The following is a 17,088-nucleotide window of genomic DNA, read 5'->3' on the forward strand; positions in this document are numbered from 1 at the left end:
AATTAATTTTCATTGGAAAAAAATAACAAAAAAGGCCGCATTTGCGACCTTCTGTAAATTAACCTACATAGTGATATTAGGTACGTTGACGAGTCGGTTTACCATGCTTACCAACCACTTTATGCTTATGAACAGCACGGCGGATTTTAGCACTTTTAACTTTAGAACGAGCAACACTGTGTTTGTCTGTACCTAAAACTGAACGAGTTTCAGGTTCTAACCCAGCAAGTTGACGTAAGTAGTTAACTTGGTCAATAGGCAGTTCAATCCAGCCACCTCGTGGTAATGTTTTTGGCAATTCAACTTGGCCATAACGCACGCGGATCAAACGACTGACTTGGATTTCTTGTGATTCCCACAAACGACGTACTTCACGATTACGTCCTTCACGAAGGGTAACATGCCACCATTGGTTTATGCCTTCGCCACCTGCAGCTTTAATGCTATCAAACTGTGCGGGACCATCTTCCAACGTCACACCGGTACGTAAACGCTGTACTGCGGCTTCTGGCACTTCACCAAAAGTACGCACAGCGTATTCACGCTCTACTTCATTTGAAGGATGCATTAAACGGTTAGCTAATTCACCATCACAGGTAAATAATAGTAAGCCTGAAGTATTGATATCTAAACGTCCTACCGCAACCCAACGAGCATCGCGCACTTTAGGTAAACGTTCAAATACGGTAGTACGACCTTCAGGATCTTTGCGCGAACAAATTTCGCCTTCAGGTTTATGGTATGCCAGTACACGACAAATAATGTCGTCAGCTGATTTTAATGAAATAGCTCGGCCATCAATACGTATTTTGGCATCAACCTCAACACGATCACCTAAACCAGCAATTTCACCGTCAACACTAACTCGGCCTGCAGCAATCCATGCCTCCATCTCACGACGGGAGCCATGGCCTGCACGGGCCAAGACTTTCTGCAATTTTTCACTCATTAGCGGACTCTTTAAAGGATTTAATATGAAAAACAAGATGTTATTAATTCTCGTTCCATTATCTTTTAGGATTGTACCCGCATGGAGCGCATACAATTTAGAAAAGTGCGTAGATTATACGCTGAATAGAGCTGCTGAGCAAAAAATACCATCATTAAGCTTAAATAGGGAAAATAGATGACATAAGCACATGAAAATCAATCACTTTAATGTCTCCAATATCAAACTTACTCTTTCTTGCTCATAAGGCTTATTAACACGTTATACCTGCCCTGTTATGAACCGATATAACCCAGATAACGGCAAGATAATTTTATACACCAGTAATCTCTCGAGTTAGGGTTATTTAGCCCTTTTAGCTTCTGCGTACACTAAAACCAACAGAATAGATCAGCCAATAAAAAGGCTGCTAACGTTATCCGTCAACAGCCTTAATCACTTAATAAACAGTTTAATATGACACTTTAGCGGATCACTTTAAGGTTAAACACTAGGCTGTACATTACAGGTAACACTACTAAGGTTAATAGTGAAGCGAAACCTAAACCAAAGATGATAGTGATTGCCATAGAACCGAAAAATGCATCACTGATTAATGGGATCATCCCCAGCATAGTGGTAATCGCAGCCATCATCACAGGGCGAACACGGCTCACGCACGAATCAACCAGTGCAAATCCGGGCTCTTTACCTTCATCAAGTTCAATATTGATTTGATCAACCAACACAATACCATTTTTGATGACCATCCCTGAGAGGCTCAGTAACCCCAGTAATGCCATAAAGCTGAATGGGGCATCAAATATCAACAAACCAGCTGAAACGCCGATGACCGCTAATGGTACAGTGAACCAAATAACCAAGGGTTGTCGAACCGAATTAAACAGAAAAACGGTGATTAAGAACATTCCTAAATAGCCCAAAGGAATTGAACTAAATACCGCAGTTTGTGCCTCACCTGCTGATTCAAACTCCCCGCCCCATTCTAAGCGATAACCTGCGGGTAGCTTAATATCCTCAACTTTGCTTCTCACTTTTTTATGCACCGAGTCTGCTGTTTCGTCAGTTCCCAATTTAGGATCTGCCAATACCGCCAACATACGAATACGGTCACGGCGCATAATTAAAGGGTTTTCCCATTCGGTACTGAATTCGCTAACCACTTGCGATGCAGGAACAAAGATATTGTTCTCTGTGCTCCATATTTGCATTTTCCACAAGCTATCGGCTTGCAAACGTTCAGTAGCGGGAGCTCGAGCGACAATCGGTAATAAATGGCTAGTCTCACGATATAAGCCGATTTGTTTGCCGCTAAAGTTAACCAGTAAAGCGTTATCTAAATCTTGCTTACTAATCCCCGTTTCACGCGCTTGCGCATTTTGCAGTTGCGGACGGATCACCGGGACTTGATTACGCCAATTGTGACGAACACCGTCCATTGTAGGTTCATTGCGGAAGATTGTTTCTGCTTGTATTGCTAAACGACGCAGTACTTGAGGGTCTTCACCGTAGAAACGCGCTTCAATTTTAGCCGCTGGTGACGGACCGTTTTCCATATTTTTTAAGCGATATTGAGCTTGTGGAAAATGACTATTTAATAATTGTTCAAGTTGTGGTTTATAAGCTTCAACCGCGGCTAAATCGCGCATTTCAATGATTAGCTGGGCAAAGGCTGGATAACCTTTTTCTGGTTGATAAGGTAACACAAAACGCTGCGCACCTTGGCCAATCACTGAAGTAAGATGCACTAAACCAGTATCATTGTGTTCACTTTCTTGCAGCAGTTTTTTCTCAATTTCGCTAGTAAAACGTTCAGTGGCTTTTATGTCTGTCCCTTCAGGCATCCATACATCAACAAAAAATATTGGCGTGTTCGATGCTGGAAAAAATACGTTTTTAATGTGACCAAAGCCGATCACTGCGGTCACTAACATTGCCAATACAATTGATAATGTCACCAAACGAAAACGCAGAACAAAATAAAGAAAACTTCGATAAGTGGTAAACAGCCAACCTTTATAGGGATCGGTTTGTTCAGCTTGCGGTGAAGCATCTTTGAACAACAAATTACAGAAAAAGGGTGTTAAGGTAATTGCCGTTATCCAACTGATAAACAGTGAAATCATCAACACTTGAAATAATGAACGACAAAACTCACCAGCCGCATTTTGTGACAAACCAATCGGTGCAAAAGCTATAATGGCTATTACCGTTGCCCCCAACAATGGCCACTGCGTTTGCGACACAACTTGTTTGGCAGCTTCTAAACGGGTTTTACCACGCTGTAAGCCAATTAAAATACCTTCAGTCACAACAATGGCATTATCGACCAACATGCCTAATGCAATAATGAGGGCACCAAGAGAGATCAGCTGCAATTCAATATCTAATACTTTCATAATAATAAAAGTACCCAGAATAGTGAGTAGTAGAATGAGGCCCATTAATAGACCCGATCTTAGGCCCATAAACAACAATAACACTGCGATGACAATCGCAATCGATTCAAGCAGGTTAATCAAAAAACCTTGCACAGTGTCATCCACAGCTAAACTTTGGTTATAAACCTTATCAAGGTTCATCCCTAATGGTCGCTGTGATTCTATTTCAACTAAACGTTCGCTAACACGTTGACCGACATCGACTACATTTACTCCACTGGAAAAAGAAATACCCAGTGATAACGCCGACTCACCTCTGTTGTGGTACAACACACTCGGCGTATCTTCGTAGTCTTTTTCAATATTGGCAATATCACCTAAGTAGATAAGCTCAGTGCTACCCGGTGAGCTAACCACTAAACGAGACAATTCCTCCACTGAACTAAACTCGCCAGTAGGATGCAAGCGAATGCGATTATCACCAATGACAACACTGCCGGCATTTGATACCACGTTTTGATTGTTCACCAATCCATAAATGTAGTTTTGGTCTAACCCTAAAGCCGAGAGTTTTTGCTGAGAAATTTCAATGACAACTTGCTCAGTCAAGTTGCCTACTACTGACACCTTTTTAACCCCGGGAACCAATACTAATTCACGACGTAAATAATCTGAATAATTGGTCAGCTCTCGGTTGCTAAAATCGTTACCTGATAAGTTAAGTAAAATACCGTAAACATCACCAAAGTCATCAATCACTTTGGGTTTGGCCGTTCCCGGTGGTAATAAGCCTATGGTGTCGTTAACTTTTCGACGCAACTCATCCCATACTTGGGGTAAGCGATGCTTGTCATAACTGTCTTTAATTTCTACCTGAATTTGTGATAATCCAGCGCTATTGATAGAGGTGATATGCTTAATGCCATCAAGCTGCTGCAAAGCATCTTCAAGTGGCAAGGTCACTTCTTCTTCAACTTGTTCGGGCGATGCACCTGGATAAGCGGTGATAACCAATGCTTGTTTAATGGTAAATTCAGGAAATTCTAGTTGTCCTAATCCGGTAAATGCCACACTGCCACCAATAAGCAGCAAAAACGCAAACATCCAGCTAATCACTTTGTGATTGATGGAATACTCAGCAACATTCATCAACTACACTCCTCGTTGCCAGCGTAAAGGCTTTACTTTCATGCCTTCAGATAATTGCGACAAACCGGCAGCAACAATAACATCGCCTTTTTCCAATCCGGTTAATACTTCTACGCCATTATTGCTAACTCGACCCAGGGTGACTTTCACTGGATTAATGTCACCACTTTCAGCCTGATAACGCCAAACCATCACATCACCACTTTCATCTTGTTTGTCTACTGCAGAAATAGGCACTATCGCGGTAAAGCCTTGTGATGACTCATTGATGGTTGCTAGCGTCAACTCAGCACTCATACCAGGCAGTAATTGCACATTCTTAGGTTGTGGTAATGAAAAGACCACTTCATAAGCTTGGGTGCCGGGAGTGACTTGGGTTGAATATTCTTTAAATTTAGCATCGAACGACATACCGTCTAGTGCACTAAACCGCACTTTCGCAGCTAAACCATGGGCAATATCTTGAGTCAATACTGCCGCCATTGCTTCTGGTACTTGAATCGTGACATCAAGTAATTGGTTATTTTGCAGCGTCAAAACGCCTTGATTAGCTTGTACAATTTGATGATTATCCACTAATCGTTTTGCGATAGTCCCACTAAAAGGGGCTTCTAAACGCGTATAACTAACTTGATCATTAGCTGCCGCAAGGGCTGCTTTAGCTGATTTAAGTTGAGCTTTACTGCTGTCGAATAAAGCTTGAGAAATCAGTTTACGATCTAATAAAGTTTGATTACGGGTAAAATCAGCTAACATCAAGTCATACTCAGCTTCACGAGTCATTAAATTATTATGCGCATCGCGATCATCTAATTGAGCCAATAAAAAACCTTGTTTAACGTGCTGCCCTTCAACAAGATCGAGTCTAACCAATTGACCTGATATCCGAAATGATAATTCTGCACGACTGTTAGCTTCTACTCTCGCAGGAAATTGGCGGACAGTATTACCTGCAGAGGTCGCCACTTCAAACAATTTTACGGGACGCACAAGTACTTCTTGTACGACAATTTCGGCCGGTGCACAACCAGCTAAAACAGTAGAAATAAGCAATGCCAACGGCAATGTTAAGTGATATCTCATCGATTCTGATCCTTGATGACAGAAATTTAAACAGACTGGGTTACAACTCAATTGCCCCTTTTTAGAGACAACAGTTTATAGACAATTACGCCGAACCATACGCTGAATTATAGTTGCAATAAACGGGTTTATTTGGGAACATCAATCCCATTATTTGAGTTTGACTTATCAAGCATAATCCGAGCAATCAATATGAAAACCGAAGACATTGCATTATTTCATCGAATTGTCGAAACAGGCAGCATACTTGAAGCCGCTAATTTGTTGAATTTACCTAAATCGACCGTCAGTAGACGGTTGCAATCATTAGAAGAATCATTAAATTTAAAGCTGTTTCATCGTCAAAGCCGCGCAATAACACTGACCTCAGCGGGCAGTCATTTCTACGAAAAAACCTTGGTGATGCTAGCGGATCTAGAACAAACCCTCTCCCACATTACCGACAACAAGGCGGAATTAACCGGCCATTTACGTATTTTGATGTTTCCAATTCCACAGATAATGGATGTAGTTAATAAAATTTTTGCCTTTATGGATCAAAACCCCAAGTTTTCGATTGAAATAATCACCAGCACTGAACCATTAGATATGGTCCGAAATAATATTGATATCGCATTTATGGTGAACGAAACGTTTACTGAATTAGATATGGTGGCAAAGCCCATTATCAGTGAAGAAATGTGTTTCTTTGCCAGCCCTGAATATCTGGATAAAGCGGGTATGCCAGTGACCATAACTGATATTGAACAGCATAACTCAATTTTATTTCGCTTCCCTAATGGGAAAACCTTTAGTCAAGTGCCGCTAGCAAATGATGCCATGCAAGCCGTTAAAGGCAATTTATGCACTAATAGTATTCAACTTGCCTATGAAGCGACTAGGTTAGGTCGAGGGATCGGTTACTTACCACAAGGTTTATGTATAGAAGACATACAACAAGGGAAATTAGTGCGTTTATTTGATGATTTGCCCCCCTACATTGGCGTAGTATTTTTAGTGTACCCATCAAGGCGCTTTTTAAGCCTAGCTGGACAACGCTTACTTGATTATATGCTTACCGAGTCATCCACTCAAACGAACGAAACCCTGGTCATCAATAGTAAGACATGGATTTAATCCAGCGGCTAATGTATCTGGTTTACATTGTTGTCATTTGAACAATTGTATTACTGATACCTAAACACAGATGAAACCTTTGTTGATGGCCGTAATAGCGCCCTTGAATTTATTCAACATTATTGAGGCCATCTTCGGTGCTGTCTTCACTATTGGCCTCATCTTCGGGCTCATCCATCGCTAACTGGGCTTTTTCAAATAACGCATGTAGAGAGCTGGCATCAGTTAATGCAGGTAAATCTGCCAGTTTGCTTAAATTGAAATAATCAAGAAATGCACTGGTGGTTGCATATAATGACGGCCTACCCGGTACTTCTTTATGGCCAACAGCTTTAATCCAATTTCTATCCACTAAACTTTTAATAATATTGCTGCTAATGGCAACACCTCTGATATTTTCAATATCGCCGCGCGTAACAGGTTGGCGATATGCAATAACAGCCAAGGTTTCAAGTGTCGCTCGCGAGTATTTAGGTGCTTTGTCTTGCCATAATGGTTGTAAAAATGGACTGAGTATTTCTTGAGTTTGAAATCGATAACCACTGGCTATTTTAACCAGTTGTACGCCCCGGTCTTGATAATCGAGTTGTAATTCATCTAGCGTTTCCTGAATCCGCGAGCGTGACACACTAAACTCAGCTAACACAGTTTCTTTGATAACTTTTACCGACAACGGCTTACCTAAGACAAATAAACTGGCTTCAATAAGTTGCTTAAGCTGGATGGGATTAATTGGCTTCATGGATCTCTTCGAATATAAGTGAGTTAAAAAGCTTTTACATAAATTGGCGAAAAGGGTTCATTTTGTACTAGCTCAACTAATAACTCTTTGACTAACTCCATTAGGGCTAAAAAGCTCACCACAACACCAGCACGGCCTTCGCTGACATCAAACAAGCACTCAAAACCAATGTATTCAGTACTGGATAACTTAGCTAAAATTTGGCTCATACGTTCCCGTGTTGATAAATGTTCACGTTTAACATGATGATCTTCGTTGGCATCAATGCGTTTCAGCACTTCGCCAAACGCACGGGCAATATCCACCAACGAGACATCAGGCGGCACTATCACTGGTTTAATATCTGGCGCGGCAGAAACAGATGCCTGAAATACATCGCGCTCAATACGCGGTAATGCATCAATATCAGCAGCCGCTTGTTTGATCACTTCATAGGCTTTTAATTGCCGTATAAGTACCACACGAGGATCTTCCTCCTCGTCATCTTCATTGGCCATTTTAGGCAATAATAACCGCGATTTAATCTCTGCTAACGTTGCCGCCATCACCAAATAATCGGCAGCAAGTTCTATCCGAGCTTCAGTAAGAATGTCGATATAAATTAAATATTGTTGGGTAATTTGTTGGATGGGTAAATCAACCACATCCAATTTTTGCTTACGGATTAGATATAATAATAGATCCAGTGGGCCTTCGAATGTTTCAAGAAACACCTCTAAGGCCTCTGGTGGAATAAACAAGTCTAACGGCATGCTTTCAAGCACTTCGCCACGTATTACTGCCAATGGCAGGCTTTGCTGACTGCCTTGCATGTTTATCCTTGTCTATTTATCAATAGTGTGAGTTTATTCAAATGCACTGGTATCGCCAGCACCATGACGTAATATCACCATTTCACCTTCAGACATATCAATTACAGTGGTTTGATTTTCAGGTAAATAACCGCCATGAATTATACCGTCTACCTGGTGATCGAGTATATCGCGAATATGCTCTGGATCTGACTCGGCAAATTGTTCATTTGGCATCACCAAACTGGTGGTCATCATCGGCTCACCCAATGCTTCAAGTATTGCCAACGCTATAATATTATTCGGAACACGGATACCAATGGTACGTTTTTTGTCACATTGTAAACGACGAGGTACTTCTTTTGTCGCTTTGAAAATAAACGTATATGGCCCAGGCATACAGCTTTTTAATAGACGGTATGCTTGGTTATCAACGCGGGCAAAATTAGCCAACTCAGATAAATCCCGGCACATTAATGAAAAATTAGCGTCGTTTTCAATCTGGCGGATACGTGCCATACGCGTCATGGCATTTTTTTCACCAATCATACAACCTAATGCATAACCTGAGTCTGTAGGATAAACAATGACTCCGCCTTGTTTAAGAATATCCACCACTTGGTTTATTAACCGAGCTTGTGGGTTCTCATCATGAATATAAAAAAATTGACTCATGCTCTTTCCGTCCAATGTTGTGATTGCCAAACCCATTCCACACCTTGAGGTTGGAATAAGTTTTTACCTAGCTCGATCCAATTACTGGGAAAGTGAAAATCGCTCCCCACAGAAGCAAGTAGGTTATTTTGCTTACTTAATGCGATCAAATTATTACGGTCGTCTAATGTTTGCTGGCCTAAAATAACTTCAATCGCATCGCCACCGGCCTCTGCAAATTCACGCACTAAGCGTTTAAGCCATTTGGCCGATAATTTGTAACCGCTAGGGTGGGCTAATACCGCTACGCCACCCGCCTGATGAATATGTTCTATCGCATTGGCCATGTCGCCCCAATTATTGGGTACATAGCCCGTTTTACCGCGTGCCAAATAACGTTTAAATACACTAGGCATATCTGAAGCATGCCCATTATTAGCTAGCCATCTAGCATAATGACCTCGACTCAGTGCGGCATCGCCTGCAATAGCTTTGGCCCCTTCATAGGCGCCTTCAATACCAGCTTTAGCTAAACGTTCGCCAATCTCTTGGGCTCGCACTTCACGCAATTGGCGCTGATGAATTAAAAACTCAAGCAATCCCGTGTGAGCAATATCCAAGTTTAATCCAACAATATGAATGTCAAAACTGTTCCAACGAGTTGAAATCTCACAACCGTTGATGAGTTTTAAAGGCGTCTCATGTGCTTTATTAGCAAGATGCGCTTCTGCTAATCCGCCGACAGTGTCGTGATCAGTAATAGCAAACATCTCAACGCCTTTTTCAATAGCGCGAGTTAATAATTCTGTTGGTGTTAGTTGACCATCTGATGCGGTCGTGTGGCTGTGAAGATCGGCCAAGAGAGTCTCTGTAATCATATGGTTATTGTACAAGAGTAGCGGTATAAATACTGCTTGGATTTATGAATAAATGATGGCAATTGATAACTTTTTTGCTCTTTAGTTAGTTAAAACGCTCAATAAATAGACCAGATTTATCCTGATTATCATTTTTTAACAACTTTTGAGAAATATTCAATTGACATTAATCTCCAGCTGGGTTTTCCTATAGGTATTAAATACCAACTCAAGATGCTATTAACAATGACACACTGTTTTGCTTCATTACACATTACTTGGTGGTGGCACTTCCCAAATTAACGGGTTGTGTGAAGCGTTGTGCTCATTTTTAAGAGACAAGATTTTACCAGAAAGCCCGCAGAGATGTGGGCTTTCTTGTTATTTGGCCCATTCAACATTGTCACTCGGGTTACACTACATTTAAAGGCCAACAAATGAATAATACAATGACACAGGGAGCGGCTACACAGTGACTACAACAATGACCAAACTAAACCAGCTCGCTCAGGTTACCACGCAAACACAGCCGTTAACCTACCACACTGATCCGCTAAAGCTGTATCAGCAAGTTACCGGCAACGCGCCGCATACCATGTTATTAGAATCAGCTGAGGTCGAAAGTAAAGACCACTTAAAAAGCATCGTATTAACTCATGCTGCTATGATGATCCGTTGTGACGGTTATCAACTCACGTTTAGCGCATTAACTCACAATGGCGCGGCCTTGTTAGCGCCAATTGCCAACTTTTTCAATGATGCAGAGCAACAACGAGATAATGATACCTTAATCATCACGTTGAAAAAGGCCACCGAGTTACAAGACGAAGATGCACGCTTAAAGTCTACGTCGCCTCTTGATGGCTTAAGAATGTTTATCAAACACATTCAAACCAACAACCCGCTTAAATTCGAAGATTTATTTTTAGGTGGCGTATTAGCATATGACTTGATTGATACCGTGGAGCCACTTCCAGCGGCGCCCAATGCGCATAATGACTGCCCCGACTATTTATTCTATCTTGCTGAAACACTTATTTTAATAGACCACCAAACTCAACAAGCTGAGATTGTCAGTCATCAATTTAATCAAGATACAGACATTAAAAACCAACTCTCTCAGCAAGTTCAACATGTCATACAACAATGTGCACAATTAGATGATATTGAACCGTTAGTACCAGTAGCAACCGACGCAATAGTCAACATCACTGACGAGCAATTTAAACAAACGGTTATTGATTTAAAAGAACACATTGTCGCAGGTGATATTTTTCAAGTGGTGCCATCTCGTTGCTTCAGCCTACCCTGCCCTAATACCATTGGGGCATACCGAGCATTGAGACTCACCAACCCAAGCCCTTATATGTTCTATTTCAGAGGCCCTGACTTCACCTTATTTGGTGCATCACCAGAAAGTGCCCTTAAATACGATGCCGCCAGTAATCAAGTTGAAGTCTACCCCATTGCTGGTACTCGTCAGCGTGGCAAAAATGCCCAGGGTGAAATTGATTTCGACCTAGATAGCCGTATCGAACTTGAACTGCGTTTAGATAAGAAAGAGTTGTCTGAACATCTAATGCTGGTCGATTTAGCTCGTAATGACATCGCCCGCATCAGCCAAAGCGGTAGCCGTAAAGTCACAGAACTATTAAAAGTCGATCGTTATTCGCATGTGATGCATTTAGTCAGTCGCGTTACTGGTCAGTTACGCTTAGATTTGGATGCCCTACACGCTTATCAAGCCTGTATGAACATGGGCACTTTAGTTGGCGCACCAAAAGTACGTGCATCACAATTAGTTCGCCAAGCAGAACAAGCTCGCCGTGGTAGTTATGGTGGCGCAGTAGGTTACCTCAATGGTTTAGGCGATATGGACACCTGCATTGTTATTCGTTCCGCCTTTGTTAAAAATGATGTTGCCCATATACAAGCGGGTGCTGGAGTGGTATTTGATTCAGATCCCCAAGCCGAAGCAGATGAAACTCGTCAAAAAGCCCAAGCGGTGATCTCAGCGATAAAAATGGGAGGTGGTCTATGAGCAACGCAACCACACAAACTGATCAACAGATGAAAATATACTTACTCGATAACTTCGATTCGTTTACTTACAACCTAGTCGACCAATTCCGTAGCCTTGGCTGTAAAGTGATCATTTATCGTAATGATGTCAGTGCCGATTATGTCGCTAAAAAGCTAATGAATGAAACTGGTAAAACAGCATTAGTATTATCGCCAGGGCCAGGTGCGCCTCATGAAGCAGGCTGCATGATGGAGTTAATAGGTAAAGTGGCAGGTAAAGTACCGATGCTTGGCATTTGTTTAGGTCAACAAGCAATGGTTGAATACTATGGCGGAAAAGTTGAGCGCGCGCCATTTGTGGTCCACGGTAAAGCCAGTCCAACCTTCCATAATGGTCAAGGTGTATTTGCCAATTTACCCTCACCATTACCAGTTGCCCGTTATCATAGCTTAGTGGCGACAATAGTACCTGAATGCTTAGACATTATTGCCACAACAGATGGCATGCCAATGGCAATACAGCACCCACAAGATCAAGCAATCGGTTTTCAATTTCATCCAGAATCCATTTTAACCACATTAGGCAGCCAATTACTGACACAAACATTGGCCTACTTAACCCAAGAACATACTTTTGCTGGAGGCGCATAATGGATAATCTACAAGCTTTATTTGACCGCCTTTACCAAGGTAAGTCGTTAGATCGCGAGCAAATGGCACAAGTGTTTAGCGCTATTATTCAAGGTGATATGCAACCAGCAACAATGGCGGGTATGTTAGTGGCGCTGAAAATGCGCGGCGAAACCATTGATGAAATAGCTGGAGCCGCGGACGCATTACGCCAAGCAGCCAAACCATTCCCACGTAGCGATGCCTCAAAACACACTGGTATTGTTGATATTGTTGGTACGGGTGGTGATGGTTACAACACCATTAATATATCAACCACTGCCGCGTTTGTTGCTGCTGCAGCGGGCGCAAGAGTGGCGAAACACGGTAACCGCAGCGTATCAAGTAAGTCTGGTTCTTCCGACTTATTGTCTCATTGCGGTATCGCACTCACCATGGAACCAGAAGCAGCAAGCCAATGTTTAGATAAACTCGGTTTATGCTTTTTATTCGCACCGCATTACCATGGTGGAGTTAAACATGCAGTGCCAGTAAGGCAAGCGTTAAAAACGCGAACCATTTTTAATGTGCTAGGCCCGCTAATTAACCCTGCCAGCCCAGAGTTTATGTTACTAGGTGTTTACACACTTGAACTTATTGAACCCATTGCCCACGTGCTGCATGCCCTTGGGGTAAAACGCGCTATGGTGGTTTATGGCAGTGGCTTAGATGAAGTAGCCCTTCACGATAATACTCATGTGGCAGAACTAAAAGACGGTGTAGTGCGTACTTACCAGCTGAGCCCTGAAGATCTAGGGGTTGAACGTGCAGACATAGCACAGCTAACGGGTGGCGAACCGGCAGACAATGCCTTAATAACCCAAGCCATTTTACAAGGCAAAGGCCTGCCAGCTCATCGAGATGCGGTGGCCATTAATGCCGGTTGTGCTTTGTATATCAGTGGTGTTTGCGACTCAGTTCAAGCGGGCACTCAACTAGCGCTTGATACACTTGCGGGCGGTGCAGCCTTTACCTTATTAACCGATTTAGCTGCCGCGAGCCAAGCTGGAGAACATAATGAGTAAGCCAGAAAGTAATGTACTAACCCGTATTGTTGATACAAAAGTGGCGCATATTGCCGCACTTAAACTGCGTTTTCCAGAAGCCAGTTTACAGCCTAAAATATCAGATCGTAGTTTATATGACGCCCTAAAAGCGCCTAATGCTCAGTTCATCTTTGAATGTAAAAAGGCCAGCCCTTCTAAAGGGCTTATTCGCCCAGTGTTTGATGTTGAAGCCATTGCAGATATTTATGTTCATTACGCTGCAGGTATTTCAGTGCTCACCGACGAACAGTTTTTCCAAGGTGACATGGACTACATTCCAAAAGTGCGCGCAAGGGTAACTCAACCGATTATCTGTAAAGACTTTTTTGTCGACCCATACCAAGTAAAATTGGCAGCCCATCAAGGCGCAGATGCCATATTGCTGATGTTGTCAGTACTTGATGATGCACAATATCGTTTATTAGCCGATGAAGCCGCAAAATATCAATTGGATGCCTTAACCGAAGTCAGTAACGAAGCTGAATTGGCTCGGGCAATTGATCTTAATGCGCCGATTATTGGTATTAACAACCGCAATTTACGCGACTTAAGCACGGAGCTTGCGACAACAGAGTTATTAGCGCCACAGATCCCTGCAGACAGAGTAGTGATAAGCGAATCGGGAATTTACAACCACCAGCAAACTCGTCGTTTAAATCCATTAGTAGACGGTTACCTTGTTGGCAGTTCCATTATGGCGCAACACGATATTGATTTAGCGTGCAGACAACTTGTTTTTGGTAACAATAAAGTCTGTGGTTTAACTCAAATTGACGATATTGAGGCAGTCGCAAAGGCAGGTGCCGTGTTTGGCGGATTAATATTCCATCCTAAATCACCAAGAGCGGTTACTCCTGAAGTGGCAACTGAGTTAGTCGCACAAATGCACCAACGCAATATTGGCTTAAATATGGTGGGGGTATTTGTTAATCATCCCGTTGCTGACATTGCCAACTTAGCCAAAACACTTGAATTATTTGCGGTGCAATTACATGGCGATGAAACTGAACTTGAAATAAAACAGTTAACAGCATTACTGGCTCAACAACAACTCAGCACTGAGATTTGGAAAGCCGTCGCTGTTGATAGTCAAAGTGGCGAAATGAGCCAAAAGCCAGCGGGTGCCAATCGTTATTTATACGATAGCAAATCAGCACAACAATTTGGCGGCACAGGACAAACATTTAATTGGCAAGCCGATATTGATGATAAACAAGATGCGATGTTGGCGGGTGGATTAACCCCAGACAATGTTTATCTTGCAAGCCAGCAAGGATTTTATGGGGTCGACTTAAATTCAGGAGTAGAATCTAGCCTTGGACATAAAGACCACCAAAAACTCATTGCCGCATTTACCCAATTACGCCGTAATTAATTTTATATTTACGACACTATTTTTAGTTAAAAACATGATTACTCGAAGGGAATATTTATGACCGAGCTCAAGCTTAACCCTTATTTCGGCGAATATGGCGGTATGTACGTACCACAGATTTTAGTGCCTGCATTAAAGCAACTCGAAACCGCCTTTGTTGAAGCTCAACAAGATGAAAGCTTTATTGCTGAATTTACCGATTTATTGAAAAACTATGCCGGACGCCCAACAGCGCTAACCCTCACCCGAAATTTAAGTCCAAACCCAATGGTAAAAATTTACCTCAAACGTGAAGATTTACTCCACGGCGGTGCCCACAAAACCAACCAGGTATTGGGCCAAGCTCTTTTAGCTAAGCGAATGGGTAAAAAAGAAATCATTGCCGAAACAGGGGCTGGCCAACACGGTGTAGCAACAGCCCTAGCCTGTGCACTTTTAGGCTTAAAATGTAAAGTTTACATGGGTGCAAAAGATATCGAACGTCAATCGCCAAATGTGTTCAGAATGAAATTAATGGGCGCTGAAGTGATTCCTGTAACATCGGGGTCTTCAACCCTAAAAGATGCCTGTAATGAAGCAATGCGTGATTGGTCTGGAAGTTATGAAAAAGCCCATTACTTGCTCGGTACCGCAGCAGGCCCGCATCCATTCCCAACCATTGTTCGTGAATTTCAACGGATGATCGGTGAAGAAACTAAAAAGCAAATTCTTGAAAGAGAAGGACGTTTACCCGATGCCGTTATCGCTTGTGTAGGCGGAGGCTCAAACGCTATTGGCATGTTTGCTGATTTTATTGATGAACCGTCAGTAGAACTCATTGGCGTAGAACCTGCAGGTAAAGGCATTGATACTCCGATGCACGGCGCACCGCTTAAACATGGTAAAACCGGCATTTTCTTCGGAATGAAATCGCCATTAATGCAAGACACAGATGGCCAGATAGAAGAATCATATTCGGTTTCTGCCGGACTGGATTTCCCATCGGTAGGACCACAACATGCATATTTAAATTCTATTGGTCGTGCACGTTATGAGTCAGCTACCGATGATGAAGCACTTGAGATGTTTCAAACACTCGCTCGCTGCGAAGGGATTATTCCTGCATTAGAGTCTGCCCACGCCCTAGCCTATGCCGTACGCATGGCTAAAGAAGCCACCAAAGAAACGATTTTAGTGGTTAATTTATCCGGCCGTGGTGACAAAGATATATTTACTGTCGCAGATATTTTAGAAGCCAAACAAAAAACACAGGAGAGCGGCAATGAGTAACCGTTATAAAGCAGCATTTGCGGCACTGAAAGCACAAGATAAAGGTGCGTTTGTTCCTTTTGTGACCATTGGCGACCCAAGCCCTGAATTATCGTTAAAAATTATTCAAACCTTAGTGGAAAATGGCGCGGATGCCCTTGAATTAGGCTTTCCTTTTTCAGATCCCTTAGCTGATGGCCCAGTGATCCAAGGTGCTAATTTACGTTCATTAGCCGCAGGTACCACCCCAAGTGATTGCTTTGATATCATCACTAAAATTCGTGCCCAACACCCAGATCTACCAATTGGGTTATTACTGTATGCCAACCTAGTTTTTGCTAATGGTATTGATACGTTTTATGCCAAAGCACAGGCTGCAGGTGTTGATTCAGTGTTGATTGCAGATGTCCCTGTTGAAGAATCGGCCCCCTTTAGTAAGGCCGCAAAAGCTCATGGTATCGCACCTATCTTTATTGCACCGCCTAATGCTGATTCAGATACCTTAAAAATGGTCAGTGAACAAGGTGAAGGTTACACCTATCTGCTATCACGAGCGGGCGTCACGGGTACTGAATCAAAAGCAGGTCAACCGATTGAAACTATTTTGGCACAACTCGCCGAGTTCAATGCGCCGCCACCACTACTAGGTTTTGGTATTGCCGAACCAGAACAAGTACGTGCTGCCATCAAGGCGGGCGCAGCAGGCGCTATTTCAGGCTCTGCTGTGGTTAAGATCATTGCTGCACACCAACATGATGAAATTACCTTATTGGCCAAACTTGCTGAATTTACCGCAACAATGAAAGCCGCAACCTAGACTATCATTGATGACAATAGTCCAAAAAGAGCCGTTAATTCGGCTCTTTTTTTAGTTATTAATCCATCCATAATACAGTTTCACTTTCCGATAATGAATATCAGCAGCATAGAAAGCTATAGCTTTACTATGAATAGAGACCAAAGCGCGACTGATAACAAACACTGATTAAAAGTGACCACCGTAACT

General features: G+C 42.5%; 14 protein-coding genes. 7 read left to right on the forward strand and 7 right to left on the reverse strand.

Features of this window, described 5'->3' with window-relative positions:
* Window positions 1-76 precede the first annotated feature (76 nt).
* The 3 genes from rluB to ABIS04_RS11855 all read right to left on the reverse strand — a co-directional run bounded on the left by rluB (window position 77) and on the right by ABIS04_RS11855 (window position 5,562).
* On the reverse strand, window positions 77-949 hold the full coding sequence (gene rluB, locus ABIS04_RS11845) for a 23S rRNA pseudouridine(2605) synthase RluB (protein ID WP_137226724.1): 873 nt from the start codon (window positions 947-949) through the stop codon (window positions 77-79).
* Window positions 950-1,413: 464 nt separating this feature from the next.
* Window positions 1,414-4,479, reverse strand: a complete 3,066-nt coding sequence (locus tag ABIS04_RS11850) for an efflux RND transporter permease subunit (protein ID WP_350433428.1) — start codon at window positions 4,477-4,479, stop codon at window positions 1,414-1,416.
* A 3-nt stretch (window positions 4,480-4,482) separates the two neighbouring features.
* A complete protein-coding gene (locus ABIS04_RS11855) occupies window positions 4,483-5,562 on the reverse strand; it encodes an efflux RND transporter periplasmic adaptor subunit (RefSeq protein ID WP_137226723.1) in 1,080 nt (359 codons plus the stop codon).
* A gap of 192 nt (window positions 5,563-5,754) precedes the next feature.
* Between ABIS04_RS11855 and ABIS04_RS11860 the strand changes: the two genes are divergently transcribed.
* The gene (locus ABIS04_RS11860) at window positions 5,755-6,678 is read left to right on the forward strand and encodes a LysR family transcriptional regulator (RefSeq protein ID WP_350431184.1); all 924 of its coding nucleotides are present in this window, start codon (window positions 5,755-5,757) and stop codon (window positions 6,676-6,678) included.
* Between the two features lie 109 nt (window positions 6,679-6,787).
* Here ABIS04_RS11860 and scpB read toward each other — a convergent pair whose 3' ends face one another.
* From scpB to ABIS04_RS11880, 4 genes are read right to left on the reverse strand one after another with little or no spacing between them, the layout of a single operon-like run.
* Window positions 6,788-7,420 (reverse strand): SMC-Scp complex subunit ScpB, encoded by a 633-nt coding sequence (gene scpB / locus ABIS04_RS11865; RefSeq protein ID WP_137226721.1) that lies wholly within the window; start codon window positions 7,418-7,420, stop codon window positions 6,788-6,790.
* Window positions 7,421-7,443: 23 nt separating this feature from the next.
* Window positions 7,444-8,232, reverse strand: coding sequence for a ScpA family protein (locus ABIS04_RS11870; RefSeq protein WP_140234501.1), 789 nt, complete (start codon window positions 8,230-8,232; stop codon window positions 7,444-7,446).
* Between the two features lie 33 nt (window positions 8,233-8,265).
* Window positions 8,266-8,886 (reverse strand): L-threonylcarbamoyladenylate synthase, encoded by a 621-nt coding sequence (locus tag ABIS04_RS11875; RefSeq protein WP_137226719.1) that lies wholly within the window; start codon window positions 8,884-8,886, stop codon window positions 8,266-8,268.
* Window positions 8,883-9,743 (reverse strand): PHP domain-containing protein, encoded by an 861-nt coding sequence (locus ABIS04_RS11880; protein WP_350431185.1) that lies wholly within the window; start codon window positions 9,741-9,743, stop codon window positions 8,883-8,885. The genes ABIS04_RS11875 and ABIS04_RS11880 overlap by 4 nt, the downstream gene beginning before the upstream one ends.
* A gap of 463 nt (window positions 9,744-10,206) precedes the next feature.
* Here ABIS04_RS11880 and ABIS04_RS11885 point away from each other — a divergent pair, with 463 nt between their 5' ends.
* The 6 genes from ABIS04_RS11885 to trpA are packed head-to-tail and all read left to right on the forward strand — an operon-like array spanning window position 10,207 to window position 16,899.
* Window positions 10,207-11,763: an anthranilate synthase component 1 gene (locus tag ABIS04_RS11885; protein ID WP_350433429.1), complete on the forward strand. Its 1,557-nt coding sequence runs from the start codon at window positions 10,207-10,209 to the stop codon at window positions 11,761-11,763.
* Between the two features lie 29 nt (window positions 11,764-11,792).
* Window positions 11,793-12,395, forward strand: coding sequence for an aminodeoxychorismate/anthranilate synthase component II (locus tag ABIS04_RS11890; RefSeq protein ID WP_350433430.1), 603 nt, complete (start codon window positions 11,793-11,795; stop codon window positions 12,393-12,395).
* Window positions 12,395-13,438 carry an anthranilate phosphoribosyltransferase gene (gene trpD / locus ABIS04_RS11895; protein ID WP_350431186.1) on the forward strand — a complete coding sequence of 348 codons (1,044 nt, stop codon included), beginning with the start codon at window positions 12,395-12,397 and terminating at the stop codon, window positions 13,436-13,438. Before ABIS04_RS11890 ends, trpD begins: the two co-directional genes overlap by 1 nt.
* The gene (gene trpCF, locus ABIS04_RS11900) at window positions 13,431-14,834 is read left to right on the forward strand and encodes a bifunctional indole-3-glycerol-phosphate synthase TrpC/phosphoribosylanthranilate isomerase TrpF (RefSeq protein WP_350431187.1); all 1,404 of its coding nucleotides are present in this window, start codon (window positions 13,431-13,433) and stop codon (window positions 14,832-14,834) included. The genes trpD and trpCF overlap by 8 nt, the downstream gene beginning before the upstream one ends.
* Window positions 14,835-14,891: 57 nt before the next feature.
* Window positions 14,892-16,103, forward strand: a complete 1,212-nt coding sequence (gene trpB / locus ABIS04_RS11905; RefSeq protein ID WP_350431188.1) for a tryptophan synthase subunit beta — start codon at window positions 14,892-14,894, stop codon at window positions 16,101-16,103.
* Window positions 16,096-16,899 carry a tryptophan synthase subunit alpha gene (gene trpA / locus ABIS04_RS11910; protein WP_350431189.1) on the forward strand — a complete coding sequence of 268 codons (804 nt, stop codon included), beginning with the start codon at window positions 16,096-16,098 and terminating at the stop codon, window positions 16,897-16,899. The genes trpB and trpA overlap by 8 nt, the downstream gene beginning before the upstream one ends.
* The last annotated feature ends 189 nt before the right edge of the window (window positions 16,900-17,088 follow it).

Source organism: Shewanella sp. H8 (assembly GCF_040285065.1).
In the GTDB taxonomy this organism is placed as follows: Bacteria; Pseudomonadota; Gammaproteobacteria; order Enterobacterales; family Shewanellaceae; genus Shewanella; species Shewanella polaris.